The 24,340-nt window shown below is 64.9% G+C and carries 16 protein-coding genes and 1 pseudogene; 12 read left to right on the forward strand and 5 right to left on the reverse strand.

What is annotated here, in order from left to right; all coding sequences use genetic code 11:
• Nucleotides 1-2: 2 nt before the first annotated feature.
• The 3 genes from pqqD to pip are packed head-to-tail and all read left to right on the forward strand — an operon-like array spanning nt 3 to nt 2,513.
• Nucleotides 3-311, forward strand: a complete 309-nt coding sequence (gene pqqD, locus ACVMDN_RS26515) for a pyrroloquinoline quinone biosynthesis peptide chaperone PqqD (protein WP_057014898.1) — start codon at nt 3-5, stop codon at nt 309-311.
• Nucleotides 308-1,552: a pyrroloquinoline quinone biosynthesis protein PqqE gene (gene pqqE / locus ACVMDN_RS26520; protein ID WP_076823968.1), complete on the forward strand. Its 1,245-nt coding sequence runs from the start codon at nt 308-310 to the stop codon at nt 1,550-1,552. Before pqqD ends, pqqE begins: the two co-directional genes overlap by 4 nt.
• The gene (gene pip / locus ACVMDN_RS26525; RefSeq protein WP_076823966.1) at nt 1,542-2,513 is read left to right on the forward strand and encodes a prolyl aminopeptidase; all 972 of its coding nucleotides are present in this window, start codon (nt 1,542-1,544) and stop codon (nt 2,511-2,513) included. Before pqqE ends, pip begins: the two co-directional genes overlap by 11 nt.
• 66 nt (nt 2,514-2,579) lie before the next feature.
• On the opposite strand, the gene ACVMDN_RS26530 is transcribed toward pip, so the two are convergent.
• The gene (locus ACVMDN_RS26530; RefSeq protein WP_253589601.1) at nt 2,580-4,961 is read right to left on the reverse strand and encodes a caspase family protein; all 2,382 of its coding nucleotides are present in this window, start codon (nt 4,959-4,961) and stop codon (nt 2,580-2,582) included.
• A gap of 184 nt (nt 4,962-5,145) precedes the next feature.
• Between ACVMDN_RS26530 and ACVMDN_RS26535 the strand changes: the two genes are divergently transcribed.
• From ACVMDN_RS26535 to ACVMDN_RS26550, 4 genes are all read left to right on the forward strand, one after another.
• On the forward strand, nt 5,146-5,817 hold the full coding sequence (locus tag ACVMDN_RS26535; protein WP_076823962.1) for a DUF4286 family protein: 672 nt from the start codon (nt 5,146-5,148) through the stop codon (nt 5,815-5,817).
• Nucleotides 5,818-6,106: 289 nt separating this feature from the next.
• Nucleotides 6,107-7,906 (forward strand): FAD-dependent oxidoreductase, encoded by a 1,800-nt coding sequence (locus ACVMDN_RS26540; RefSeq protein WP_456834835.1) that lies wholly within the window; start codon nt 6,107-6,109, stop codon nt 7,904-7,906.
• Nucleotides 7,876-9,723, forward strand: a complete 1,848-nt coding sequence (locus ACVMDN_RS26545; RefSeq protein WP_018273082.1) for a 2-oxoacid:acceptor oxidoreductase subunit alpha — start codon at nt 7,876-7,878, stop codon at nt 9,721-9,723. Before ACVMDN_RS26540 ends, ACVMDN_RS26545 begins: the two co-directional genes overlap by 31 nt.
• The gene (locus tag ACVMDN_RS26550; protein WP_057014892.1) at nt 9,720-10,775 is read left to right on the forward strand and encodes a 2-oxoacid:ferredoxin oxidoreductase subunit beta; all 1,056 of its coding nucleotides are present in this window, start codon (nt 9,720-9,722) and stop codon (nt 10,773-10,775) included. The genes ACVMDN_RS26545 and ACVMDN_RS26550 overlap by 4 nt, the downstream gene beginning before the upstream one ends.
• Before the next feature lie 82 nt (nt 10,776-10,857).
• Here ACVMDN_RS26550 and ACVMDN_RS26555 read toward each other — a convergent pair whose 3' ends face one another.
• The 4 genes from ACVMDN_RS26555 to ACVMDN_RS26570 all read right to left on the reverse strand — a co-directional run bounded on the left by ACVMDN_RS26555 (nt 10,858) and on the right by ACVMDN_RS26570 (nt 17,176).
• Complete coding sequence (locus tag ACVMDN_RS26555; RefSeq protein WP_076824215.1) at nt 10,858-12,048, reverse strand: ABC transporter substrate-binding protein; 1,191 nt, start codon at nt 12,046-12,048, stop codon at nt 10,858-10,860.
• A 258-nt stretch (nt 12,049-12,306) separates the two neighbouring features.
• Nucleotides 12,307-13,851 carry a SpoVR family protein gene (locus ACVMDN_RS26560; protein WP_057014891.1) on the reverse strand — a complete coding sequence of 515 codons (1,545 nt, stop codon included), beginning with the start codon at nt 13,849-13,851 and terminating at the stop codon, nt 12,307-12,309.
• Nucleotides 13,852-13,855: 4 nt separating this feature from the next.
• Nucleotides 13,856-15,124 (reverse strand): YeaH/YhbH family protein, encoded by a 1,269-nt coding sequence (locus ACVMDN_RS26565; protein ID WP_076823957.1) that lies wholly within the window; start codon nt 15,122-15,124, stop codon nt 13,856-13,858.
• Nucleotides 15,125-15,232: 108 nt separating this feature from the next.
• Nucleotides 15,233-17,176: a PrkA family serine protein kinase gene (locus ACVMDN_RS26570; protein ID WP_038382967.1), complete on the reverse strand. Its 1,944-nt coding sequence runs from the start codon at nt 17,174-17,176 to the stop codon at nt 15,233-15,235.
• A gap of 496 nt (nt 17,177-17,672) precedes the next feature.
• On the opposite strand from ACVMDN_RS26570, the gene ACVMDN_RS26575 reads away from it, so the two are divergent.
• From ACVMDN_RS26575 to zwf, 5 genes and pseudogenes are all read left to right on the forward strand, one after another.
• Nucleotides 17,673-18,263, forward strand: a complete 591-nt coding sequence (locus ACVMDN_RS26575) for a hypothetical protein (RefSeq protein ID WP_076824213.1) — start codon at nt 17,673-17,675, stop codon at nt 18,261-18,263.
• A gap of 54 nt (nt 18,264-18,317) precedes the next feature.
• Nucleotides 18,318-18,765: pseudogene (locus tag ACVMDN_RS26580) on the forward strand (DsrE family protein).
• 217 nt (nt 18,766-18,982) lie between these two features.
• A complete protein-coding gene (locus ACVMDN_RS26585; RefSeq protein WP_076823955.1) occupies nt 18,983-21,829 on the forward strand; it encodes a bifunctional transaldolase/phosoglucose isomerase in 2,847 nt (948 codons plus the stop codon).
• Between the two features lie 12 nt (nt 21,830-21,841).
• Nucleotides 21,842-22,825 (forward strand): phosphogluconate dehydrogenase (NAD(+)-dependent, decarboxylating), encoded by a 984-nt coding sequence (gene gnd / locus ACVMDN_RS26590; RefSeq protein WP_057014889.1) that lies wholly within the window; start codon nt 21,842-21,844, stop codon nt 22,823-22,825.
• A gap of 20 nt (nt 22,826-22,845) precedes the next feature.
• A complete protein-coding gene (zwf, locus tag ACVMDN_RS26595; RefSeq protein ID WP_076823950.1) occupies nt 22,846-24,339 on the forward strand; it encodes a glucose-6-phosphate dehydrogenase in 1,494 nt (497 codons plus the stop codon).
• The last annotated feature ends 1 nt before the right edge of the window (nt 24,340 follow it).

Raw genomic sequence — 24,340 nt, forward strand, 5'->3', positions numbered from 1 at the left:
TCATGGCCAGCCGCAACATCAGCGTCAGCGAGACCAGCCGGCCGAAACTGCCGCGCCATACCAAGCTGAAATTCGACGAGACGCGGCAGGTCTGGGTGATCCTGGCGCCGGAGCGCGTGCTGGCGCCGGATGAGATCGCGGTCGAGGTGCTGCAGCTGTGTGACGGCATGCGCAGTGTCGCCGAGATGGTGGACCAGCTCGCCGAAAAATACGCCGCCCCACGCGAGGCGATCGCGACCGACGTGATCGCGATGCTGCAGGATCTGGCCGACAAGGGTTTTCTCACCGAAGCGCGCGAGAGCACAGCATGAGCGACACGCTCGCCGACACCAAGACGACAGCGCCGGGCCCGAGCGCAGCCCCAAGCGATGGGCTCGCCGTGCTGGAGAGCCGCCGCTCGGCGGCCGAGACCTACGGCATTCCCCTTGCGGTGCTGCTCGAGATCACCCACCGCTGCCCGCTGCAATGCCCCTACTGCTCGAACCCGGTCGAGCTCGACCGCGGCTCGACCGAGCTCACCACGGACGAATGGAAGAAGGTGCTGAGCGAGCTTGCCGAGCTCGGCGTGCTGCAGATCCATTTCTCCGGCGGCGAGCCGACCGCGCGCAAGGACATCGTCGAGCTGGTGCAGCACGCGACCGATGTCGGGCTCTATTCCAACCTGATCACCTCGGCCGTGCTGTTGACCAGGGACAAGCTTTCGGCGCTGGCCGACGCCGGCCTCAGCCATGTGCAGATCAGTTTTCAGGGCAACGAGCCCAACGTCGCCGACCGCGTGGCCGGGCTGAAGGACGCGCACAAGAAGAAGCTCGAGGTCGCCAAATGGACGCGCGAGCTCGAATTGCCGCTCACGGTGAATGCGGTGATGCACCGGCAGAACCTGCATCAGCTGACCGACATCATCCAGATGGCGGTCGACCTCGACGCCGACCGGCTCGAGGTCGCCAACGTGCAGTATTACGGCTGGGCGCTGAAGAACCGTGCCGCGCTGATGCCGACGATCGAGCAGATCGAGGAGACCAGCCGCATCGTCGAGGAAGCCCAAATGCGCCTGAAGGGCACGCTTGCGATCGACTATGTGGTGCCGGATTACTACGCGCTGCGGCCGAAGAAATGCATGGGCGGCTGGGGCCGCCAGTTCTTCAACATCTCGCCGGCCGGCAAGGTGCTGCCGTGCCACGCCGCCGAAAGCATCACCGGGCTTGAATTCGAATCGGTGCGCTCGAATCATTCGATCGCCTGGATCTGGCAGAACTCGGAGGCCTTCAACCGCTATCGCGGCACCGGCTGGATGCCGGAGCCGTGCAAGGGTTGCGAATTCCGCGAGATCGATTACGGCGGCTGCCGCTGCCAGGCCTTTGCGCTGACCGGCGATGCCGGCAACACCGACCCGGCCTGCGCGCTGTCGCCGCGACACGAGGAGATCTTCAAGCAGGCCGAGCAGGAATCCGCCGGCACGCAGAACCGCTTCCTGTATCGTAACTTCGCCGGCGGCACGTTGGAGACGGACGCCCCCCGAAACGAATCCCAGGACAAGCGCAATGGCGCCTGACGCCGACGTCGGCAAGGCCGCGAGGCGTGCCGATCCCTTTGCGCCGCTGACGTCGGAATGGCTCGACGTCGGCGATGGCCACGATCTCCATGTCGAGAGCGTCGGGCGCGAGGGTGGCATTCCCGCGGTCTATCTGCATGGCGGCCCCGGTAGCGGCTGCCAGCCCGATCATCGCCGGCTGTTCGATCCCGAGCGCTTTCACGCCGTGCTGTTCGACCAGCGCGGCTGCGGCCGCAGCCGGCCGAAGGGCAGCCGCGACAACAACACGACGCAGCACCTGATCGCGGACATGGAGAAGATCCGCGAGCGGTTCGGCTTCGCGCGCTGGATGGTGGTCGGCGGCTCCTGGGGCGCGACGCTGGCGCTGGCCTATGCGCAGGCCCATCCCGAGCGGGTCAGCGGGCTCGCACTGCGCGCGACGTTTCTCGGCACAGCCGAGGAGCTGGACGACGTTTTCCTGCGCGCCCTGCCGCGCTTCTATCCCGCCCTCCACGAGGACTTCCTCAACTTCCTGCCCGAGAGCGAGCGCGCAGCACCGCTTGCGGCCTATTATCGCCGCATCCTCGATCCCGACGCCGCCGTGCATGCGCCGACCGCGCGCGCCTGGCACGACACCGAACGCGCGTTGTCGGAGCACACGCCGAAGCAGACGCGGCTCGATCTCAAGGCCTCAGGCGCCCTGCCCTCGACGCCGTTCATGGAGGCGCACTACTTCGCCAACGATTGCTTCATGCGGCCGCGTCAATTGATGGACGAGGCCGGCAAGCTCGCCGGCATTCCCGGCATCCTGGTCCAGGGCCGTTACGATCTGTTGTGCCCGCCCGCAACATCGCACGCGCTCGCCGCGCGCTGGCCGGGCAGCGAGGTCCGCATCATCGATGGCGCCGGCCACATCCTCTACGATCCCGGCATCCGCAACGCCGTGATGAAGGCGATCGCCGACCTCGCGGCCAAGCGCTAGACCGCCGCCGGAACGCACCCGACGTCAAGGAGCCGGTGAAGAACTCGACCGGCTCCCTTGCTTCCCTCAATGTTTGCACTTGCCGGGAGGACATGCCGGCGCTGCCCGTGGCGCCGCGGCCGCGGGCCTTGGCGGCGCCGCCATCCGCGGTGGCGGCGCTGCATGTTGCACCTGCATCGCCGGCCGAGGCGGCGGCGCGGCGCGCGGAGCCGGTGCCGGCGCCGGACGCGGCGGCAAAGCCGCAGCACGAGGTGGCGGGGCAACCGGCCGCGGCGGGGGAGCCGCAGCCCGCACGGGCGGAACTGCGGCATGGACCGGCGGAGCTGCCGCATGCGCCGGCGCGGGCCGGGAGACCGGCGCCGGCGACACTGCGGCGCGCGCGGGTGCCGGGTGCGCCGCCGGCGTCGGCCGTGTCGACATCGCGCTGTTCGCCGGCGACGGCGCCGCCGAGGGCTTCACGTTTGCGGTCGGCGCGGTCGCCGCATGCGGAAGCGGTTGCGCACCTGGCTTGCCGGCGGCCGCGGGTGAGGCGGGCGCGTTTGTCGCCGGCGCGGCACCGGGCTTGGCCGGAGGAGCAGGCTGCGCATTGGCAGGCGCCATGGCAGTCGCCGGCTTGCCCGGCACCACCGCATTCGGCTTTGCGCCAGGTTGCGCGGCGCCGGGTTGTGCGGCTCCCGGCGGCACAGCGCCATGCTGCATGGCATTGGCCGGTGCGGTCGCCGACTGCGGCAGCGGCGGTCCATTTTTCGCGCCCGGCAGGGTATGCGCACCCGGCGTGCCCTGCGCGCCCATCGCATTCGGAGCGGCGGCAGCATTCGGAGTGGCAGCAGCGTTCGGCGCCGCGGCAGCGTTCGGTGCGGCGCGCGGAGCTCCCATCGCCGCGCCCTGCGCGGGCGTCGCGCCTTGCGGAGCGCCCGGCAGATTGGCGCGCTGCATCGCCGCGGCCGGCAGTCGCGGTGCCGCCGTCACCGGCGCGCCGCCCATCGCCGCCGTCACCCCGGCCGCATGGAGCTGCGCCGGCGTCGGGTTGGGATTGTTGATGACCGTGTTGATGACCGTGGTGTTGTGGATGTTGTTGAACACGATGTTGTTCTGCGGCGGCACGACATAGGCCGGTGCGGCGACATAGGCCGGCATCGCCACGAACATCGGCGTCGGCAGCAAGTACAGGCCGATCGGCGGCGGCGGTGGCGGCAGCACGACGAAGTCCGGCGGCGGCGGCGGCAGGAAGAACACCGGCGGCGGCGGTGGCGGCGCGAAGGCGAACACCGGATCGCTGTAATACAGCACCGGGCGGTCGACATAGTCGATCTCGTCGGGCGGCGGTGGCGGCACGTCGTAGTCGAGCACCGTGAACTGCGCCGGCGGCTCCAGCGCGGCCGACAGATAGGCGAGCCGGCGCCGGCAGTCGTAGGCATGCGGCCCGCGCGGATAGCGCCGCAGATACGACCAATACGCATCAGTCGAGTCGGCGTTGTAGGTGCGCCGCCAGGTGATCGCCTCGCGCCGCGCCGCCACGATCGCGCGCACGCGCTTGGCCAGCGGATCGTTCGGATAGGCCTGCAGGTAATCCTCGTAGCCCTGCAGCGTGTCGCGCTCCAGCGCCGCGGCGTAGGCATCCTGCGCCGAGAAATCGCGGATCGGCTTGGTGCGCAGCCCGGCATCGACCTGCTGCGGCGGCGCGTCCGGCTTGCGCTCGAAGAACATGAAGGGCGCGTCGACCTTGTGCGCATCCCACGGGATCTCGGCGCCCTTGGTCATCTCGTTGACCCGCAGGCGGACGCGGTCGAACACCTCGGGCAGAGTCAGGCCGCCGGTGCGGATCATTTCCGCCAGTGCTTGCGCGTAAGGCCCGTAGGGCGGCGCACCGTCAGGAGCAACGGTGCCGGGCGCCGAGTTGAAGGCGATCAGCATCTTCGGATCGGGATCGACCAGCGCAAGACCGCCGGCCAGCGGCTGGCCTTCCTTGGCGAAGGGATTGCTGCGCGCCGCATCGAGCACGATCACGCCAGCCTTGATCGGCAGCGCCGAGAGTTGGTGGCTGTAGTCGGAGATGCGGATCGCCTCGACCGGCACGTCGGTGTCGCGGGCAATCTTGGCATCGACCGGCACGAAATAGTTCTCGCCGGTGAGCTGCACGCCGTAACCGGCGAGATAGACGAAGGCGACGGCATTGGGCCCCGCCTCCTGCACCTTCTGGATGAAATCGCGGAACGATTTGCGCAGCGTCTCGCCGTCGAGATCGCGTGCGCCGATCACGTCGAAGCCGGCGGCCTGCAAGGTCTGCGCGATCAGACCGGCGTCGTTCGCGGCGGTCTGCAACGCGCCGGCCTCATAGGCGCCGTTGCCGACGACAAGTGCGAGACGCTTTTCCTGATCCTGCGCATGCACGGGAAGCGAGGCGAGCGACACCAGACCGACGATCAATGCCCACAGAATGCGTGCCATGGTGGTCGTCCCTTTTCTTCTCGAGAGTTGGCGTAACGAATGAAATGCTACCTCTGTGAACCGGTGCTGAACAGCATTGCAGCAATTGTGGCAATCCTTGGTCTGTGGTGACGGGAACCGGCTTCCCTGGTTTGCGCGATCAGGCGATATTGCGCGGATAAAACAGGCAAAAAAGGAGCACTCGATGCCAATCGCCGGACAAGGCATGCTGCTGACTTCGATGGATATCGACAGCTTGCACGAAGCTGAATTCAATCGCTGGTACGACCGCGAGCATCTCGAGGAACGGGTCGCCATCGACGGCTTTCTGGAAGCCCGCCGCTACGTCGCCCATGACGGCAAGCCGAAATATCTCAGCCTCTACTCGACCGCGACCTTCGATGTGCTCGAGAGCCTGGCCTATCGCAAGGCGCTCGCCAACCAGACCGACTGGTCGAAGGCCAATATCGCGCGCTTTCAGAACATGATCCGCGGGGTCGCGCGCATCACGATCAGCCGCGGCGTCGGCAGGGGCGCAGCCCTCGGCATCATCCGCCTGCGCCCGCCCGCCGAAGGCGCGGACAAACTTCGCGCTGCATTGCGGGAGCAACTCGATCCAGCTTCGCGCGACGGCACCATCTCGATGCACCTTCTGGAGAACGACCCTGATCTGTCGAAACCGCTCACGCCGGATGCGGCGAAACCCGATCCCGGGGCCGGCGACTGGTTCGTGCTGATCGACGCCACCGACGTCGGCGCGATCCCCGCAGCGGCCGCAGGCATCACCGGCAATGCAGCCTTGAAGCCGCTCGTGGTCACCAGCGGCGTCTACAGGCTGTTGTGGGATATCGCGAAGAGCGACCTTCCGCGCGAGTAAGCCTGATCCGAAAGCGTGCGAAGCGCTTTCCCGAAAAACATCTTCTCAAGCAAACGTGGCGGTGCAGATCATGCTGCACCGCCACATAACGCAATCGAGATTAACGCTACACGCGCATCAGCCGCGCGAAAGCTGATGATCGGACAATTTAGCCTTTGCCTTCTCTGGAACGGCTCTAATAAGATAAGCCTATGATCCAATTCAAAAACCAGAACAACGCCACGTGAGCGTTCGTCGTCAACGATAAGGCCGCGCGGGTCTGGCATTTTCGCGCGGGTCAAAGGTAGGAATGAAACCGACTGATATCTCGGCGCCTGACTACTTCCACAAAGTAGTCGATTGCCAATGGGCCTGTCCCGCACACACCCCCGTTCCCGAGTACATCCGGTTGATTGCTGAGGGGCGTTACAGCGACGCCTACATGATCAATTGGAAGTCCAACGTGTTCCCCGGCATTCTCGGGCGCACCTGCGACCGTCCATGCGAGCCAGCATGCCGCCGCGGCCGGGTCGAGGACAACCCGGTCGCGATCTGCCGCCTGAAGCGCGTCGCAGCCGACTTCAAGGACGACATCAAGCATCGGCTGCCGAAGCCCGGGCCGAAGAACGGCAAGCGCATCGCGCTGGTCGGCGGCGGCCCTGCCTCGCTCGCCGTGGCGCGCGATCTCGCGCCGCTCGGCTATCACTGCACCGTGTTCGACGGCGATCCCAAGGCCGGCGGCATGATGCGCAGCCAGATTCCGAAATTCCGCCTGCCCGACAGCGTGATCGACGAGGAGACCGACTACATCCTGAACCTCGGTGTCGAGTTCAGGGGTGGTCAGCGCGTCGACAGCCTGGAGCAGCTGCTCGCCGAGAACTATGACGCGATCTTTGTCGGCTCTGGCGCACCGCGCGGCCGCGAGCTCGACATCCCCGGCCGCAAGGAGGGCGCCGCCAACATCCATATCGGCATCGAGTGGCTGGCCAACGTGTCGTTCGGCCACGTCGACAAGATCGGCCGCCGCGTCATCGTGCTCGGCGGCGGCAACACGGCGATGGATTGCTGCCGCACCGCGCGCCGCCTCGGCGGCGAAAGCGTCAAGGTGATTGTCCGCTCCGGCTTCGAGGAAATGAAGGCTTCGCCGTGGGAGAAGGAAGACGCGCTTCACGAGGACATCCCGATCCTGAACTACATGGTGCCGGTGGCGTTCAAGCATGTGGCCGGCAAGCTGATCGGCGTCACCTTCCAGAAGGTGAAGGCGGAGTACGACGCCAAGGGCCGCCGCAATCTGGTGCCCTCGGGCGAGCCGGACGAGACCGTGCCCTGCGACGATGTGCTCGTTGCGGTCGGCCAGGAGAACGCGTTCCCCTGGATCGAAGCCGATTGCGGCATCGAATTCGACAAGTGGCACATGCCGAAGGTCGATCCCAAGACGTTCGTCTCGACCAATCCGAAGGTGTTCTTCGGCGGCGATGCGGCGTTCGGGCCGAAGAACATCATCTGGGCGGTGGCGCATGGCCACGACGCCGCGCTCTCCATCCACCGCATGCTGTCCGGCGAGGACATCAACGAGCGCCCGCTGCCCGAGGTGCACGTCTCCTCGCAGAAGATGGGCATCCACGAGTGGAGCTACGACAACGACATCTCCGCCGACAAGCGCTTCAAGGTGCCGCATCGCGACAAGGTGGTCGCGCTGAAGGACATCCGCGCCGAGGTCGAGCTCGGCTACGACCTCAAGCTCGCGCTCGGCGAGGCGCAGCGCTGCCTGAATTGCGACGTGCAGACGGTGTTTTCCGCGCCGCTCTGCATCGAATGCGACGCCTGCGTCGACATCTGTCCGATGGACTGCATCAGCTTCACCGAGAACGGTGAGGAGGATGATTTGCGGCAGCGGCTGAAAGCGCCCTCGCCGCATCACGACCAGGCGCTCTACGTCTCCGGCGACCTCAAGACCGGCCGCGTCATGGTGAAGGACGAAGACGTCTGCCTGCATTGCGGGCTGTGTGCCGAGCGCTGCCCGACCGGCGCCTGGGACATGCAGAAGTACCTCATCGATATGGTTCAAGCGGGATCAACATGTCAGTCCAAAGCCCGATCAGCAGCGTAAACGACTTCGTCGTCCGCTTCGCCAACGTCAACGGTTCGGGCTCGGCTTCCGCCAACGAGCTGTTCGCGCGCTCGATCCTGCGCCACGGCGTGCCGGTCTCGCCACGCAACATCTTCCCGTCCAACATCCAGGGCCTGCCGACCTGGTATGAGGTGCGCGTCACCGAGGACGGTCATCTCGGCGCCCGCGGCGGCGTCGACCTGATGGTGGCGATGAACCCGCAGACCTGGGACAAGGACGTCGCCTCGATCGAGCCCGGCGGCTATCTGTTCTACGATTCGACCAAGCCGATGCCGTCGTCGAAATTCCGCGAGGACATCACCGTCATCGGCGTGCCGCTGACCGCGATCACCAACTCGACCTACACCGATCCCAGGCAGCGCCAGCTGTTCAAGAACATCATCTATCTCGGCGCGCTCTGCGCCCTGCTCGACCTCGATCCCAAGCTGGTCGAGCAGCTGATCGGCGAGCAGTACAAGGGCAAGGAGAAGCTGCTGTCCTCCAACGTCCATGCGCTGCATCTCGGCCGCGACTGGGCGCTGCAGAACCTGAAATGTCCGCTCGGGCTGCGGGTGAAGAAGTCCGACAAGGTCGGCGACCGCATCTTCGTCGAAGGCAACAGCGCGGCCGCGCTCGGCGCCGTCTATGGCGGCGCCACCGTGTGCGCGTGGTATCCGATCACGCCGTCATCATCGGTGGCGGAGGCCTTCACCAGCCACTGCAAGAAGTACCGCCACGATCCCGAAACCGGCAAGGCGAAATACGCCATCGTGCAGGGCGAGGACGAACTCGCCTCGATCGGCATCGTGATCGGCGCCTCCTGGAACGGCGCACGGGCCTTCACCGCGACCTCGGGTCCCGGCATCTCGCTGATGACCGAGTTCATCGGCCTGTCCTATTTCGCCGAGATCCCGGCCGTGATCATGAACATCCAGCGCGCCGGCCCCTCGACGGGCATGCCGACCCGCACCCAGCAATGCGACGTGATCGCCTGCGCCTATGCCTCGCACGGCGATACCAAGCACGTGCTGCTGTTCCCGGAAGATCCGGCGGAGGCGTTCGAGTTCGCCGCGGCCGCCTTCGACCTCGCCGAGCGGCTGCAGACCACGATCTTCCTGATGCTCGATCTCGACATCGGCATGAACCACCGGCTGTGCCGCCCGCTGAAGTGGGACGACGCCAAGCAATACGACCGCGGCAAGGTGATGACGGCGGAGATGCTCGAGGAAGGCCGCGACTTCGGCCGCTATCTCGACGTCGACGGCGACGGCATCCCCTATCGCACCTATCCCGGCACGCATCCGACCAAGGGTTCCTACTTCACCCGCGGCACCTCGCGCGACCGCTACGCGCGCTATTCCGAGGAAGGCGCGGTCTACGCCGACAACATGCAACGCCTGGTGCGCAAGTTCGAGACCGCGCAGGACATGGTGCCGCGGCCGCTGCAGGCCAATGCGGCGAAGCCGACCAAATACGGCGTGATCTATTTCGGCTCGACCTCGCCCGCGATGGACGAGGCGATCGGGATCCTGGAGGCGCGCGGCCACCAGCTCGACCGCATGCGCATCCGCGCCTTCCCGTTCCACTCCAGCGTCGCGAGCTTCATCGCCGACCACGACTTCGTCTACGTGGTCGAGCAGAACCGCGACGCCCAGCTTCGCCAGCTGATCGTCAACGAGAACGGCATCGACCCCGTCAGGCTGGTGCCGATCCTGCACTATGACGGCACGCCGATCACCGCGCGCTTCATCGCGGGCGCGATCGGCGACCACCAGGATCATCTCAAGGTGACCCCTCTCCGCAAGGCCGTGACATGACCTACATTGCAAAGCCGAAGTTTCATCATCCCGGCCTGAAGAAGAACGAGCTGGGCTATACCCACCGCGACTATGAGGGGAAGATCTCGACGCTGTGCGCCGGCTGCGGCCACGATTCGATCACCGCCTCGATCATCGAGGCCTGCTACGAGCTCTCGATCGAGCCGCACCGGGTGGCGAAGATTTCCGGCATCGGCTGCTCGTCGAAGACGCCGGACTATTTCCTCGGCAATTCGCACGGCTTCAACTCGGTGCACGGCCGCATGCCGTCGGTGCTGACCGGCGCCAACCTGGCCAACCGCGACCTGATCTATCTCGGCGTCTCCGGCGACGGCGATTCCGCCTCGATCGGCTTCGGTCAGTTCGCGCATTCGATCCGGCGCGCCGTCAACATGACCTACATCGTCGAGAACAACGGCGTGTACGGCCTGACCAAGGGCCAGTTCTCGGCCACCGCCGACCGCGGCTCGAAGTCCAAGAAGGGTGTCGTCAATACCGACAACGCGATCGACCTGGTCGCGATCGCGCTGCAGCTCGGGGCCACGTTCGTGGCGCGCTCTTTCTCCGGCGACAAGACCCAGCTGGTGCCGCTGATCGCGGCTGCGATCCGCCACCAGGGCGCGTCCTTCATCGACGTGATCAGCCCCTGCATCGCCTTCAACAACCACGCCGGCTCGACCAAGAGTTTTGACTATGTCCGCGAGCACAATGACGCGGTGAATCGCCTCGACGTGCTGGTCGGCCGCGATCCGATCAGCGTCGACTATGCGCCCGGCACCGTTCAGGTGGTCGAGCAGCATGACGGCTCCAGACTGGCGCTGCGCAAGCTCGACGCCGACTACGATCCGCATGATCGTCTGGGCGCGATGACCTTCCTGCAGAAGCACGCGGCCAAGGGCCAGATCGTCACTGGCCTGCTCTATGTCGATCCGGATGCCGAGGATCTGCACACCCATCTCGACACCGTCGAGACGCCGCTCAACACGCTCGACGAACAAGCGCTGTGCCCGGGTTCAGCCGTGCTGGACAAGATCAACGCCAGCCTGCGCTGAGCAGTGGCAGCACACTCCGTGTCGTCCCTGCTCCCGTGCGCAATTGCGCACCAGGCAGGGACGACAGCGGAGTTGGTGACGGCTACTTGTCGCTCAAGACGTCGCCGAACAGCGCCCAGGACTTGCCGTCGAACCGCGCCATCTGGATTTGCCGGATCGGCGTCACATTGTCGGGCTCGGTCTGCACCTTGATGCCGGGCAACAGCATCGGCAGCTCGAGCGCCTTCAGATTGGTCGCCTGCTTGATGATGTTGGCGCGGCTGTAATCGCCGTTGCAGTTCTTCAGCACCGCCGTCATGACCTGCGCCACCGTGTAGCCCTGCACGTTGAAGAGGTCGCCCGGGCTCGCATTCGGCTGGTACTTCTTCATCCAGTCCGCAAACTCCTTCTGCGCGGGATCGTCGGCCCAGCGCGGATCGGTCGGATCCTTCAGATAGAGCCCGGTCACGACGCCGATGACGTTCTCGAGACCGGCCGGTTCAAGCACCGCGGAGACCGAGTTCGAGACGGTCGGAAGGATGGTCAGCGGCTTCCAGCCCATGCTCGCCGCCTTGCGCAGCGCCTGGGCCGCGAATTTCGGCGTCGCCTCCGCGAAGAAGACGTCCGCGCCGGACTCGCGCATCGTCACCATCTGGGAATCGATGGTGGGATCGGTCGTGAGATACGTGGTCTCGGCGACGATCTGGCCGACATGCTCGCCGAGCCCGTCCTTGAAACCCCTCAGATAGTCCTTGCCGGCGTCCTCGTTGGGCGTGATGACGGCGATCTTCGCATCCGGCTTGGTCTTCAGGATGTATTTTGCGTAGAGCCGGCCTTCGAGCTCGTAGGTCGGATTGAAACCGACCGTCCACGGGAACTGTTTTGGATCGTTCCAGCGCGTCGCGCCGGAGGACACGAACAGCTGCGGCACGCGCTTGATGTTGAGGTACTTCTGCACCGAGATGTTCGGCGCGGTGCCGACCGCGCTGAAGATCGCGAGCACCTCGTCCTGCTCGACGAGCTTGCGGGTCTGCTCGACGGTCTTCGACGGTGAATAGGCGTCGTCGAGACTCTCGAAGTCGATCTTGCGGCCGTTGATGCCGCCCTGATCGTTGAGCATCTGGAAATATGCGGCTTCGGCACGCGCGATCGTGCCGTAGGCCGACGCCGGGCCGCTATAGGGCGCGGTGTTTCCTATTTTGATCGCGGTATCGGCTGCCACGGACGGCGAGATCAACGAGGCCGTGAGCGCGGTGAAGGCGAGAAAGCCCGCCAGGCGGGAGCGAGTTGACAAGAGCATATCCTTTTCTTGGTTTTCTTGACGCGGCGCACATTATCCATCGCGTCCGCGCAGGCAATCACCAAGAACGTCTCGCGAGATTTCCGCATGCCGGCAATCGCGCTCGCGCATAGAACGCCATGCGCTTTCAAAGTCGGAATGTTGCCGGCATGTTCATGATGTGAGCCTTCGATAGACATGAAGGTTCACCGAGCAAGACTCGCATTCCGCGCGGCGGTGTGCGCCGCGCTCATGTCAGCGAGAGCGTGATCCTCACGCCGCGACCGCGGCCGCGCGCGGGCTGACGACGTATTCCTTCAACACCTTGTCGGTGCCGTCGATTTCGGTCAGCGCGACGTCGTAGGACCACAGATCGGCGAGGTGTTGCAGCACGCGCCGCGCGTCGGTCTCGTTGAGCTGCGCGCCCTTCACGGTGGTGTGACGCAGCATCAGGCGGCGATCGCCGTCGAGATCGACATCCACGACCTCGATATTGGCGTCGACGAAGCCGACGTCGTATTGCCGCGCCAGCTCGCGGCGGACCCGGCGGTAGCCGCGCTCGTCGTGGATCGCGTCGACCTTGATCCCCTGGCTTTCCGCGGGGTCGTCGTGCAAATGGAACATGCGGAAGCGCCGGATCAGCGCCGGGCTGAGGAACTGGTTGATGAAGCTCTCGTCGCGGTAGTTGCTCCAGATCTCGCGCAGCACGCCCTCGACGTCGCCCTTGCCGGCGATATCGGGAAACCACTCGCGGTCCTCGTCCTCCGGATTTTTCACGATCCGCTCGATGTCCTGCATCATGGCGAAGCCGAGCGCGTAGGGATTGAAGCCGGAATAGCGGCGGTCGTCGAATTCGGGCTGGAACACCACATTGGTGTGCGACTGCAGGAATTCGAGGAAATTGCCGTCGGTGAGCCGGCCCTGCTGATGCAGCCGGCTCATGATGCGGTAATGGACGTAGGTCGCGGTGCCCTCGTTCATCACCTTGGTCTGGCCCTGCGGGTAGAAATACTGCGCGATGTGGCGGACGATGCGGATCAGCTCGCGCTGCCAGGGTGCAAGGCGCGGCGCGGTCTTCTCGAGGAAATAGAGGATGTTCTCCTGCGGCAAGCCGAGCAGCGCGCGGCGGCGCTCGGCCGTGAGCGTAGCCTTGCTCTTGGCCTTGGTGTTCGGCACCGTCCGCCACAAATCGTTGAACACGCTTTCCTCGTGCTGCCGGCGCTCGCCGGCCCGCTTCTCCTCGGCACGCAAATCGAGCGTCTTCTTTCCGGGATAGCGGTCGACGCCATGCGACATCAGCGCATGCGCGGCATCGAGCGTCCGCTCCACCGTCTCGCGGCCATGGCGGTCCTCGCAGACCGCGATGTAGCCCTTGGCGAATTCCAGATAGTCGAGAATGCCGTCGGCGTCGGTCCACTGCTTGAACAGATAGTTGTTCTTGAAGAAGTGATTGTGCCCGAACGCCGCGTGCGCGATCACCAGCGTCTGCATCGTCGCCGTGTTCTCCTCCATCAGATAGGAGATGCACGGCGAGGAATTGATCACGATCTCATAGGCGAGGCCCATCAGGCCCTTGCGATAGGACGCTTCCTGGAACGCGAATTGCTTGCCGAATGACCAGTGCTTGTAGAACAGCGGCATGCCGACCGAGGAATAGGCGTCGAGCATCTGCTCGGCGGTGATCACCTCGATCTGGTTGGGATAGACGTCGAGCCCGAGCTCGGTGCGCGCGATTTTCTCGCAGGCGTCGTGGACCCGCTGCAAGGTCTGGAAATCCCAATCGGCGCCCTCGAACAGCCGTTCCCCGGAAGAACCCATCACGCTACACCCTTTCCTGCTTGCTGCGGCGCTTGAACAGGTCCTGGAACACCGGGAAGATCTCGCCGCGCTCGCTCACCTTGCGCATCGACAGCGGCGCGCCCTCGTTGCGCAGACGCTCATAGAGCGTCCAGAGCGAGGAGTCCGGCATGTCGAAAGTGTAGTTGGCGGCTTCGCCGACCTCGAGATAGGCGAAGAACTGGCAGACCGGCAGGATCTTGTCGGTCAGGAGGTGACCGGTCAGCGCGCTGTCCGAGGTCATGTTGTCACCGTCCGAGGCCTGGGCGGCATAGATGTTCCAGTCGGCCGGACGGAAGCGGGTGCGGACGATATCGTTCATCGCGACCAGCGCGCTCGACACCAGCGTGCCGCCGGAAGCCGGGCCATGGAAGAAGGTGTCCTCGTCGACCTCCTCGGCGCGGTCGGTGTGGCGGATGAACACGATCTCGACGTGCTTGTAGCGCCGCTTCAGGAACACGTAGAGCAGCATATAGAACCGCTTCGCCAGATCCTTCATGTGCTCGGACATCGAGCCCGATACGTCCATCAGGCAGAACATCACGGCCTGCGCCACCGGCTTCGGCACCGTCTCGAAGCGGCGGTAGCGGATGTCGATCGGATCGATGAACGGGATCCGTTTGGCCTTGGCCTTCAACGCTTCGAGCAGCGCCAGCAGCTCGCGGCGCCGCGCATCGTCATCGCATTCGGCAAGCTCCGCCTCGAGCGCCTCGATGTCGTCCTTGCGCGGCCGGCGCAGTGCCACGCGCCGCGCCAGCGCCCGGCTCACCGTGCGGCTGATCGAGATGTTGGCGGGCGAGCCCGACGTCGCATAGCCGGCGCGCTGGATGCCTTCGCTTTCGGTTTCCGCAAGTTTGCGTTTGGCAAGATCGGGCAGTTCGAGGTCGTCGAGGAAGAGATCGACGAATTCGTCGCGGCTGAGCACGAAGCGGAAGGCGTCCTCGCTGTCGCCCTCGCCTGCGCCGGAGCCCTTGGCGCCGCTTTGGTTCGGGCGCTGCAGCCAGTCGCCCTCGACGAACTTCTTGTTGCCGGGCAGCACCATGTCACGTGTGCCGCCCTCGCGCCGGAACCGCGGCTCATCCATGCCGTCCAGCGGGATTGTCACTTCGCCACCTTCCAGGACATCCTTGATGTCCCGGTCCTGTGACGACTTCTTGACGGCCCCCTGCACCAGCGCCTTGGCGCGCCGCAGGAAGCGCTGGCGGTTCTCCAGGCTCTTGCTACCCGGATTCAACCGCCGATCGACGATATGCATGACCACGTTGCATCTGCCTCACCGGATGCGATCATGACAGTCGCATCGCATTTTATTGGACAGGACGAGACGAAACGGAAAGCCGGTGCCGGCTTTCCGGATCGCGTATTAGCCGGCCTGCTTCACCCGCATGTACCACTCGACGAGCCGGCGGACCTGGCGCTCGGTATAGCCGCGCTCCACCATCCGCTCGACGAACTCGCCGTGCTTCTTCTCGGTCTCGCCGTCCTTCTTGGAGCCGAACGAGATGACCGGAAGCAGATCCTCGACCTGTGAGAATATCCGCTTCTCGATCACGTCGCGAACCTTTTCGTAGGAGGTCCAGCTCGGGTTCTTGCCGCCGTTGTGCGCCCGCGAGCGCAGCGAGAACTTGACGACCTCGTTGCGGAAGTCCTTCGGGTTGGCGATGCCGGCCGGCTTCTCGATCTTGGTCAGCTCCTGGTTCAGGAGCTCGCGGTTCATCAGCTGGCCGGTGTCGGGATCCTTGAAGTCCTGATCCTCGATCCAGGCGTCGGCGTAGTCGACATAGCGGTCGAACAGGTTCTGACCGTAGTCGGCGTAGGATTCCAGATAGGCCTTCTGGATCTCGTTGCCGATGAACTCGGCATAACGCGGCGCGAGGTCGGCCTTGATGAATTCGAGATAGCGCTTCTCGGTCTCGTCAGGCAGCTGCTCGCGGCGGATCGCCTGCTCCAGCACATACATCAGGTGCACCGCATCGGCGCCGACTTCGGTGGTGTCATGGTTGAAGGTCGAGGCGAGCACCTTGAAGGCAAAGCGGGTGGAGACGCCGTCCATGCCCTCGTCGACGCCGGCCGCGTCCTTGTACTCCTGAACGCTGCGCGCCTTCGGATCGGATTCCTTGAGGCTCTCGCCGTCATAGACCCGCATCTTGCCAAACAGCGTCGAGTTCTCGTGCTTGCGCAGCCGCGACATCACCGAGAAGCGCGCCATCGTCTCCAGCGTCGCCGGAGCGCAAGGTGCTGCGGCAAGCTCGGAGCCCTGGATCAGCTTCTCGTAGATCTTCTGCTCCTCGGTGACCCGCAGGACGTACGGGACCTTGATGACGCAGATGCGGTCGATGAAGGCCTCGTTGTTCTTGTTGGTCTTGAAGCTCTGCCACTCCGCCTCGTTGGAGTGCGCGAGGATGATGCCGGTGAACGGAATCGCGCCGATGTTCTCGGTGCCGATGTAGTTACCCTCCTGCGTCGCGGTCAGCAGCGGGTGCAGCATCTTGATCGGTGCCTTGAACATTTCGACGAACTCGAGCACGCCCTGGTTGGCGCGGTTGAGGCCGCCGGAATAGCTGTAGGCGTCGGGATCGTTCTGGGCGTAGGTCTCGAGCTTGCGGATGTCGACCTTGCCGACCAGCGAGGAGATGTCCTGGTTGTTCTCGTCACCGGGCTCGGTCTTGGCAACCGCGATCTGGCGCAGCCTTGAAGGCTGGATGCGCGCGACGCGGAATTGCGAGATGTCGCCACCGAAGGCTTCGAGCCGCTTGTAGGCCCAGGGCGACATCAGCCCGCTCAGCCGGCGGCGCGGAATGCCGTACTTCTCCTCGATCATCGGGCCAAGCGTCTCGGGATCAAACAGCCCAAGCGGGCTCTCGAACACCGGCGACAGCTCGTCGCCCGCCTTCAGCACGTAGATCGGATGAATCTCCATCAGCGCCTTGATGCGCTCGGCGAGCGATGACTTGCCGCCGCCGACCGGCCCGAGCAGATAGAGGATCTGCTTGCGCTCTTCGAGGCCCTGCGCGGCGTGACGGAAGAAGCCGACGAGGCGCTCGATCGTATCCTCCATGCCGTAGAAGCCGGCGAAGGCCGGATACGACCTGATCGTACGGTTCAAAAAGATACGGCCAAGGCGTGGGTCCTTGGCCGTGTCGATCATCTGGGGCTCACCGATTGCCGCCAATAACCGCTCGGCCGCATTTGCATATCGCATCGGATCACTTCGACACGACTCCAAATACTCGGCCATCGACATGTCGGTCTGGCTTCGCGCTTCAAACGACCTTGCGAAGGCGTTGAACAAAGAATCGTTGTACATGATCCCTCTCTCCACGATATGTATCGCCGCACGACTGACACGAGTCGTAACAAGAGCGTCCTAGGATCGAATCAGCGTCGGCACGCTGGGTCCATTGGACACTCGACCGACTCAGTTCGGCAATGCACGGCGCGTGCAGCCTCTGCCTTATCAACAGGCAGGAAGCTTAATGGTTCATCAATATCCCCTTGTTTTTGGTGGCTGTAACCCCCTCGCCACATCCGTGGTTTACCGGGGCCAGGCCTCCGAAGCGGACATCCGAGCGGGCAACTTCCCGTCCGGCGATGGACGTTGGGCTTCCCTGAAAAAGTGTGACCGTTCAGCCGTGGCGTCAAGATGCACGCGTCATGGACTCTCATGAACAAACGTTCAGCCGCGGTTGAACGTGCCTCCTTGTCGCCGCGACTAAGGCAACGAGCCCGCGCAGTTCCGCGCGGCACCATTGCCGCGCTTTAAAGATGACACCTTGGAGGCGCTGGCTATTCCCGAGCCGGTCATGAAGCAGGCGCTCCTTGTTGTCGCACTCGCAGCCGCCGCCTGGACCGGCGCGCCGTTAGCCGTTCAGGCGCAGGAAGGCGTCGACAAGGCCGCGGCGGCCGCCTTCCACAACAGGATGTTCGCGGGCCCGCCCGGCGCGAAAGCCTATGCCTGCTTCGTGCGGCGCTACGATGCAAATCATCTGGCGCAGCATCCGAAGCAGAAGGTCAGCGCGATGAAGCTGCTGGTGTCAGCGGAAGACGCTCCGGAGGACAAGGCCACCAACTATTCATTCCGGCTCGGCGTCGCGTACCGCCACCGCCCTGGCAATTTCGACTCCAGCGGCTACTGCCACGAAATACGCTTCGAATGCGGCGTGGATTGCGAGGGCGGCGGTATCACCGTGGCGTTGTCCAAGGACAATAAATCCGCGATTGCGCCCCTTGGCCGCATCATGGTGTGGAATCGCAACAAACCCGACGACGATGCGGGCGAAGCGCTGTTCGCCGGCGCCGACGACAAGATCTTTCGCGTCGATCGCGCGGACTTGGGCGAATGCGCCGAACTTGTGACCGACCGCAAGGAACTCGCTGCGCTCCGCCACAAATGATAGGTTTGCCCAAAGGGACAACACTGGATCAACAATAATTGCGCGAGAGACGCCATGCGCCGACGCAGCATCCTCTGGGGCACGCTTTCAGCGATCGGCGCCGTCTTGGCAGCGTCCCAGGCCGGCGCCGCCACCGAAGCACCGCCGCAAAAGCTGAAGGTGGTCTATCACCTCGATGACCTCGACAAGGTCAATTTCGTGATCGGCAACATCCAGAACCATCTCGACGGCGTCGGCGGCCCCGGCAATGTGACGATTGCGCTGGTGGTGCACGGCCGGGCGCTGAAGGCGTTTCATTCAGCAGCCGCCAATCCCGAGCTGTCAAAACATGTCGCGCGGTTCACCAAGGATGGGATCGAGTTCGCCGCCTGCGGCAACACCATGAAATCGCAGAACATCGGCCTCGCCGACTTGCTCCCCGGCTTCGTTGCCGCCGAGCGCGGCGGGGTGGGTCCGCCTCGCCGAGCTGCAATCCCAAGGTTACCTCTACCTGCGCCCCTGACGCGCGGTCCTGCGCCGCAACGCGTCATAAAAATGTGCTGAGATGGGGGTCTGCTCGCACCTGCGTCCGAGCGGATCGAACTGTTGTGAATGGCGTTATCCCTTGGAAATGCTGATATTCCGCCCGGGGCTCCCGCCATGTTGACAATCCCCCTCCGCCCCCGAAAGCTGCCCGGGAACCCAAAAATCGACCCTCGATCGAACGAGAACAGGCACCCATGAACCCCGTCAAAGCACTCGAAAATCACCGTCAGGCCGTCTGGCTGGACTTCCTCGCCCGCGGCTTCGTCGCCGACGGCGACCTGAAGCGGCTGATCGAGACCGACGGCGTCAAAGGCGTGACGTCCAACCCCTCGATCTTCGAGAAGGCGATCGGCAGCTCGGACGAATATGACGGGGCGATCGGCAAGGCCCTCAAGAACGGCGACCGCTCGGTCGCCGACCTGTTCGAGCACCTCGCGGTCGAGGACATCCAGCACGCCGCCGACGTGCTGCGCCCGGTCTACGACCAGAGCCACGGCGGCGACGGCTTCGTCAGCCTCGAGGTGTCGCCCTATCTCGCGATGGACACCAAGGGCACGATCGCGGAAGCCGAACGGCTCTGGAAGGACGTCCACCGCAAGAACCTGATGGTCAAGGTACCGGCGACGCCCGAGGGCCTGCCGGCGATCGAGTACCTGATCGGCGAAGGCATCAGCATCAACATCACGCTGCTGTTCTCGCAGAAGGTCTATCGCCAGGTCGCCGAGGCCTATCTCAAGGGCCTGGAGAAATACGTCGGCAAGGGCGGCGATCCCTCCCATGTCGCGAGCGTCGCGAGCTTCTTCGTCAGCCGCATCGACACCGCCGTCGACAAGCAGCTCGACGAGAAGATCGCCAAGGCCAACGATCCGCACGAAAAGGAGCGGCTCGCGGCCTTGAAGGGCAAGGTCGCGATCGCCAATGCCAAGCTCGCCTACCAGGACTACAAGCACCTGTTCGCAGGCAGCCGCTGGGACAAGCTGGCGGCCAAGGGCGCCAAGCCGCAGCGGCTGTTGTGGGCGTCGACCGGCACCAAGAACAAGGACTATAGCGACGTGCTCTATGTCGAGGAGCTGATCGGCCCCGACACCGTCAACACCGTGCCGCCGGCAACGCTCGATGCCTTCCGCGACCACGGCAAGGTCCGCGACAGCCTCGAGGAAAATGTCGAGGACGCCCGCCACGTGCTGGAAGAGCTGGAGAAGTCCGGCATCTCGCTCGATGCGATCACCGAGGAACTGGTCAAGGACGGCGTCAAGCTGTTCGCCGACGCGGCCGACAAGCTGTACGGCGCGGTCGCCCACAAGCGCGCCACCTCGCTCGGCGGCGGCATCGACCGCCAGAAGCTCGCGCTCGGCGCCACCATCGAGAAGGCGGTCGAGAAGAGCACCGAGGAATGGCGCGCCTCCGCCCGGATCCGAAGGCTCTGGCACAAGGACAAATCGGTCTGGACCGGCGACGACGAGGACAAATGGCTGGGCTGGCTCACCAGCGCGGCCACCGCTGATGTCGCCGACTATGAGGACTTTGCCCAGCGCGTGAAGGGGCAGAACTTCACCGATGCCGTCGTGCTCGGCATGGGCGGGTCGAGCCTCGGGCCGGAGGTCCTGGCCCAGACCTTCCCGCACCGGTCCGGTTTCCCGCGGCTGCACGTGCTCGATTCCACCGATCCGGCGCAGGTGCGCGCGATGGAGGAGTATGTCGACATCGCAAGGACGCTGTTCATCGTCTCCTCCAAATCCGGCGGCACCACCGAGCCGAACGTGATGAAGGACTATTTCTTCGATCGGGTGGCGAAGGCGATCGGCAAGGACAAGGCCGGCCACCGCTTCATCGCGGTGACCGATCCGGGCTCATCGCTGCAGAAGGTCGCGATCAAGCAGGGCTTTGCCCGCATCTTTTACGGCGACCCCGCGATCGGCGGCCGCTATTCCGTGCTGTCGCCGTTCGGTCTGGTGCCGGCGGCCGCTGCCGGCATCGACGTCCGCAGCCTGCTCGGCCATACGCTCGCGATGGTGCGCTCTTGCGGTGCCGACGTGCCGCCGCAGGAGAACCCGGGCGTGCAGCTCGGGCTCGCGATGGGCATCGCGGGGCTCGAAGGCCGCGACAAGGTGACGATCTTCGCCTCGCCGGACGTTGCCGATTTCGGCGCCTGGGCCGAGCAGCTGATCGCGGAATCGACCGGCAAGGACGGCAAGGGCCTGATCCCGATCGAGGGCGAGACGATTGGCGACGCCGCGGTCTACGGCAACGACCGGTTCTTCATCGATCTGCGCACCGATGGCGAGAACGATGCAGCGCATGAGGCCAAGCTCGCGGCGCTCGAGGCCGCCGGCCATCCCGTGGTTCGGATCGTGATGAAGTCGATCGACCATATCGGTCAGGAGTTCTTCCGCTTCGAGATCGCGACCGCGGTCGCCGGATCGATCCTCGGCATCAACCCGTTCAACCAGCCCGACGTCGAAGCCGCCAAGGTCAAGACCCGCGAACTGACGGCAGCGTTCGAGAAGACCGGGTCGCTGCCGGCCGAACAGCCGGTGGTGTCGGCGGACGGGGTCGATCTCTACACCGACGCGCAGAACGCCGAGGAGCTGCGCAAGGCCGGTGCGAACGGCGATCTCGACTCCTGGATCAAGGCGCACCTCGCGCGCTCCGGCCGCGGCGACTATGTCGCCCTGCTCGCCTATATCGAGCGCGATGGCGACACCATCGACGCCATGCAGGCGATGCGGCTGAAGGTGCGCGACGCAAGGCACCTTGCGACCTGCGCCGAGTTCGGTCCCCGCTTCCTGCATTCGACCGGGCAGGCCTACAAGGGCGGGCCCGACAGCGGTGTGTTCCTGCAGGTCACGACCGACGATACGGCGGACCTGCCGGTGCCCGGCCAGAAGGCGAGCTTCGGCGTGATCAAGGCGGCACAGGCGCGCGGCGATTTCGACGTGCTCACCGAGCGCGGCCGGCGGGCGCTGCGCGTGCATCTCAAGGGCGATCTCAGCTCCGGGCTCGCGGCGCTCGATGCCGCGATCTCGGCTGCACTGAACTGACGGAGGCGAGGGATGCAACTCGGCATGATCGGCCTCGGGCGGATGGGCGGCAACATCGTCCGCCGCCTGATGACCCAGGGCCACACCACCGTGGTCTACGACAAGGATCCGAAGGCCGTCGCGGCGCTCGTCGCCGACAATGCGATCGGGTCCTCATCGCTGGAGGATTTCGTCCTCAAGCTGGAGGCGCCGCGCACCGCCTGGGTGATGCTGCCGGCCGGCAAGATCACCGAAGCCACCATCGAGGCGCTGTCGAAGCTGATGCAGCCAGGCGACGTCATCATCGATGGCGGCAACACCTTCTGGCAGGATGACGTCCGCCGCGGCAAGGCGCTCAGGGAGCGCGGGCTGCATTACGTCGATGTCGGCACCAGCGGCGGCATCTGGGGCATCGAGCGCGGCTACTGCATGATGATCGGCGGCGACAAGAAAGTGGTCGACCGGCTCGACCCGATCTTCAAGACGCTGGCGCCCGGGATCGGCGACATTCCTCGCACCTCCGGCCGCGAGGGCCGCGATCCGCGCATCGAACAGGGCTACATTCACGCCGGCCCGATCGGCGCCGGGCATTTCGTCAAGATGATCCACAACGGCATCGAATACGGCCTGATGCAGGCCTATGCCGAAGGCTTCGACATCCTGAAGAACGCCAATATCGAGGCGCTGCCGGCCGAGCATCGCTTCGACCTCGACATCGCCGACATCGCCGAAGTCTGGCGGCGCGGCAGCGTGATCCCGTCCTGGCTGCTCGACCTCACGGCATCGGCGCTGGCGCAGAACCACACGCTCGACAATTATTCCGGCTTTGTCGAGGATTCCGGCGAAGGCCGCTGGACAGTCAATGCCGCGGTCGACGAGGCCGTGCCGGCCGAGGTGCTGACGGCGGCGCTCTATACGCGCTTCCGCTCGCGCAAGGATCACACCTTCGCGGAGAAGATCCTCTCGGCGATGCGCGCAGGCTTTGGCGGCCACAAGGAGCCGCCGAAGAAAACTTAAAGCGAACCGCGGAAGGTCACGTGCAGAAGAAACCAGACCCTTGCTCCTTCATCATCTTCGGCGCCACCGGTGATCTGACACATCGGCTTGTCATCCCGGCGCTCTACAATCTTGCCGCCGGCAATCTGCTGCCGGAGAAATTCTGCGTCGTCGGCATCGCCCGCAAGGGCATGTCGAGCGACCAGATGAAGGACAGCCTGATGCAAGGGCTACGCAAGTTCGCCACGCGCCCGCTGGATGAGGCCATCGTCACACGCCTGTTTGAATGCGTCACCGCGATCGAGGCCGACCCGAGCGATCCGCCCTCCTTCGATGCCATGAACGAGCGGCTCGAGAAGCTCGAACAGGCGCGCGGCACCGGTGGCAACCGGCTGTTCTACCTCGCGACCCCGCCGCGAGCGTTCCTGCCGATCAGCCAGCAGCTCGGGCGCACCGGCATGCTGGAGGAGAACGGCGCCTGGCGGCGGCTGATCATCGAAAAGCCGTTCGGCACCGATCTGGCGTCGGCCAAGGCACTGAATGCCGCGCTGCTGAAGCTGATGGACGAGCACCAGATCTACCGGATCGATCACTATCTCGGCAAGGAAACCGTCCAGAACATCCTGGTGCTGCGCTTCGCCAACGGCATGTTCGAGCCGATCTGGAATCGCAACCACATCGACCACATCCAGATCACCGTCGACGAGAAGCTCGGTGTCGGTCATCGCGGCAGCTTCTACGACGCCACCGGCGCGCTGCGCGACATGGTGCCGAACCATCTGTTCCAGCTGCTGTCGCTGGTGACGATGGAGCCGCCGGCGCGGTTCGACGCCCACGCGGTGCGCTCCGAAAAGGCCGAGGTGCTGAGCGCGATCCAGACCCAGAGCGAACAGGAGGCGCTGCACAATTCGGTGCGCGGCCAGTATCGCGCCGGCCGGATCGGCGACACCGAGATCGAGGACTTTCTCAAGACGCCCGACGTCAGGCCCGACAGCTCGACCGAGACCTATGCCGCGCTGAAGCTGACCATCGACAATTGGCGCTGGGCCGGCGTGCCGTTCTACCTGCGCACCGGCAAGGCGCTGACCACCAAGCGCACCGAGATCGCGATCAAGTTCAAGCAGGCGCCGTTTGCGATGTTCCGCGACACGTCGGTCGATCGCCTGTCGCAGAACTACCTCGTCATCTCCACCGAGCCGACCGAAGGCATCGAGCTGCAGTTCAACACCAAGGTACCCGGCCCGACCATCAACATCGACGGCGTCGAGATGAAGTTCCGCTACAAGGACTACTTCAAGGCCGAGCCGTCGACCGGCTACGAGACACTCATCTATGACTGCATGATCGGCGACAATCTGCTGTTCCAGCGCGCCGACAGCGTCGAGGCCGGATGGCAGGCGGTGCAGCCCTTCATCGACGCCTGGAAGAGCGCCGGCGGCCGTGGCCTGCAACCCTACAAGGCCGGCAGCGAAGGCCCGGAGGCCGCCAATGCGCTGCTGACGCGTGACGGCCGTAGCTGGCGGAAGCTGGGCTGAC

It is taken from the genome of Bradyrhizobium sp. USDA 4510, assembly GCF_054059095.1.

Excerpts from the sequence above, each read along its gene's own strand:
- pqqD (WP_057014898.1), top strand. The coding sequence starts at position 3 with ATGGCCAGCCGCAACATCAGCGTCAGCGAGACCAGCCGGCCGAAACTG.
- pqqE (WP_076823968.1), top strand. The coding sequence starts at position 308 with ATGAGCGACACGCTCGCCGACACCAAGACGACAGCGCCGGGCCCGAGC.
- pip (WP_076823966.1), top strand. The coding sequence starts at position 1,542 with ATGGCGCCTGACGCCGACGTCGGCAAGGCCGCGAGGCGTGCCGATCCC.
- ACVMDN_RS26530 (WP_253589601.1), bottom strand. The coding sequence starts at position 4,961 with ATGGCACGCATTCTGTGGGCATTGATCGTCGGTCTGGTGTCGCTCGCC.
- ACVMDN_RS26535 (WP_076823962.1), top strand. The coding sequence starts at position 5,146 with ATGCCAATCGCCGGACAAGGCATGCTGCTGACTTCGATGGATATCGAC.
- ACVMDN_RS26540 (WP_456834835.1), top strand. The coding sequence starts at position 6,107 with ATGAAACCGACTGATATCTCGGCGCCTGACTACTTCCACAAAGTAGTC.
- ACVMDN_RS26545 (WP_018273082.1), top strand. The coding sequence starts at position 7,876 with ATGTCAGTCCAAAGCCCGATCAGCAGCGTAAACGACTTCGTCGTCCGC.
- ACVMDN_RS26550 (WP_057014892.1), top strand. The coding sequence starts at position 9,720 with ATGACCTACATTGCAAAGCCGAAGTTTCATCATCCCGGCCTGAAGAAG.
- ACVMDN_RS26560 (WP_057014891.1), bottom strand. The coding sequence starts at position 13,851 with ATGGGTTCTTCCGGGGAACGGCTGTTCGAGGGCGCCGATTGGGATTTC.
- ACVMDN_RS26565 (WP_076823957.1), bottom strand. The coding sequence starts at position 15,124 with ATGCATATCGTCGATCGGCGGTTGAATCCGGGTAGCAAGAGCCTGGAG.
- ACVMDN_RS26570 (WP_038382967.1), bottom strand. The coding sequence starts at position 17,176 with ATGTACAACGATTCTTTGTTCAACGCCTTCGCAAGGTCGTTTGAAGCG.
- ACVMDN_RS26575 (WP_076824213.1), top strand. The coding sequence starts at position 17,673 with ATGAAGCAGGCGCTCCTTGTTGTCGCACTCGCAGCCGCCGCCTGGACC.
- ACVMDN_RS26585 (WP_076823955.1), top strand. The coding sequence starts at position 18,983 with ATGAACCCCGTCAAAGCACTCGAAAATCACCGTCAGGCCGTCTGGCTG.
- gnd (WP_057014889.1), top strand. The coding sequence starts at position 21,842 with ATGCAACTCGGCATGATCGGCCTCGGGCGGATGGGCGGCAACATCGTC.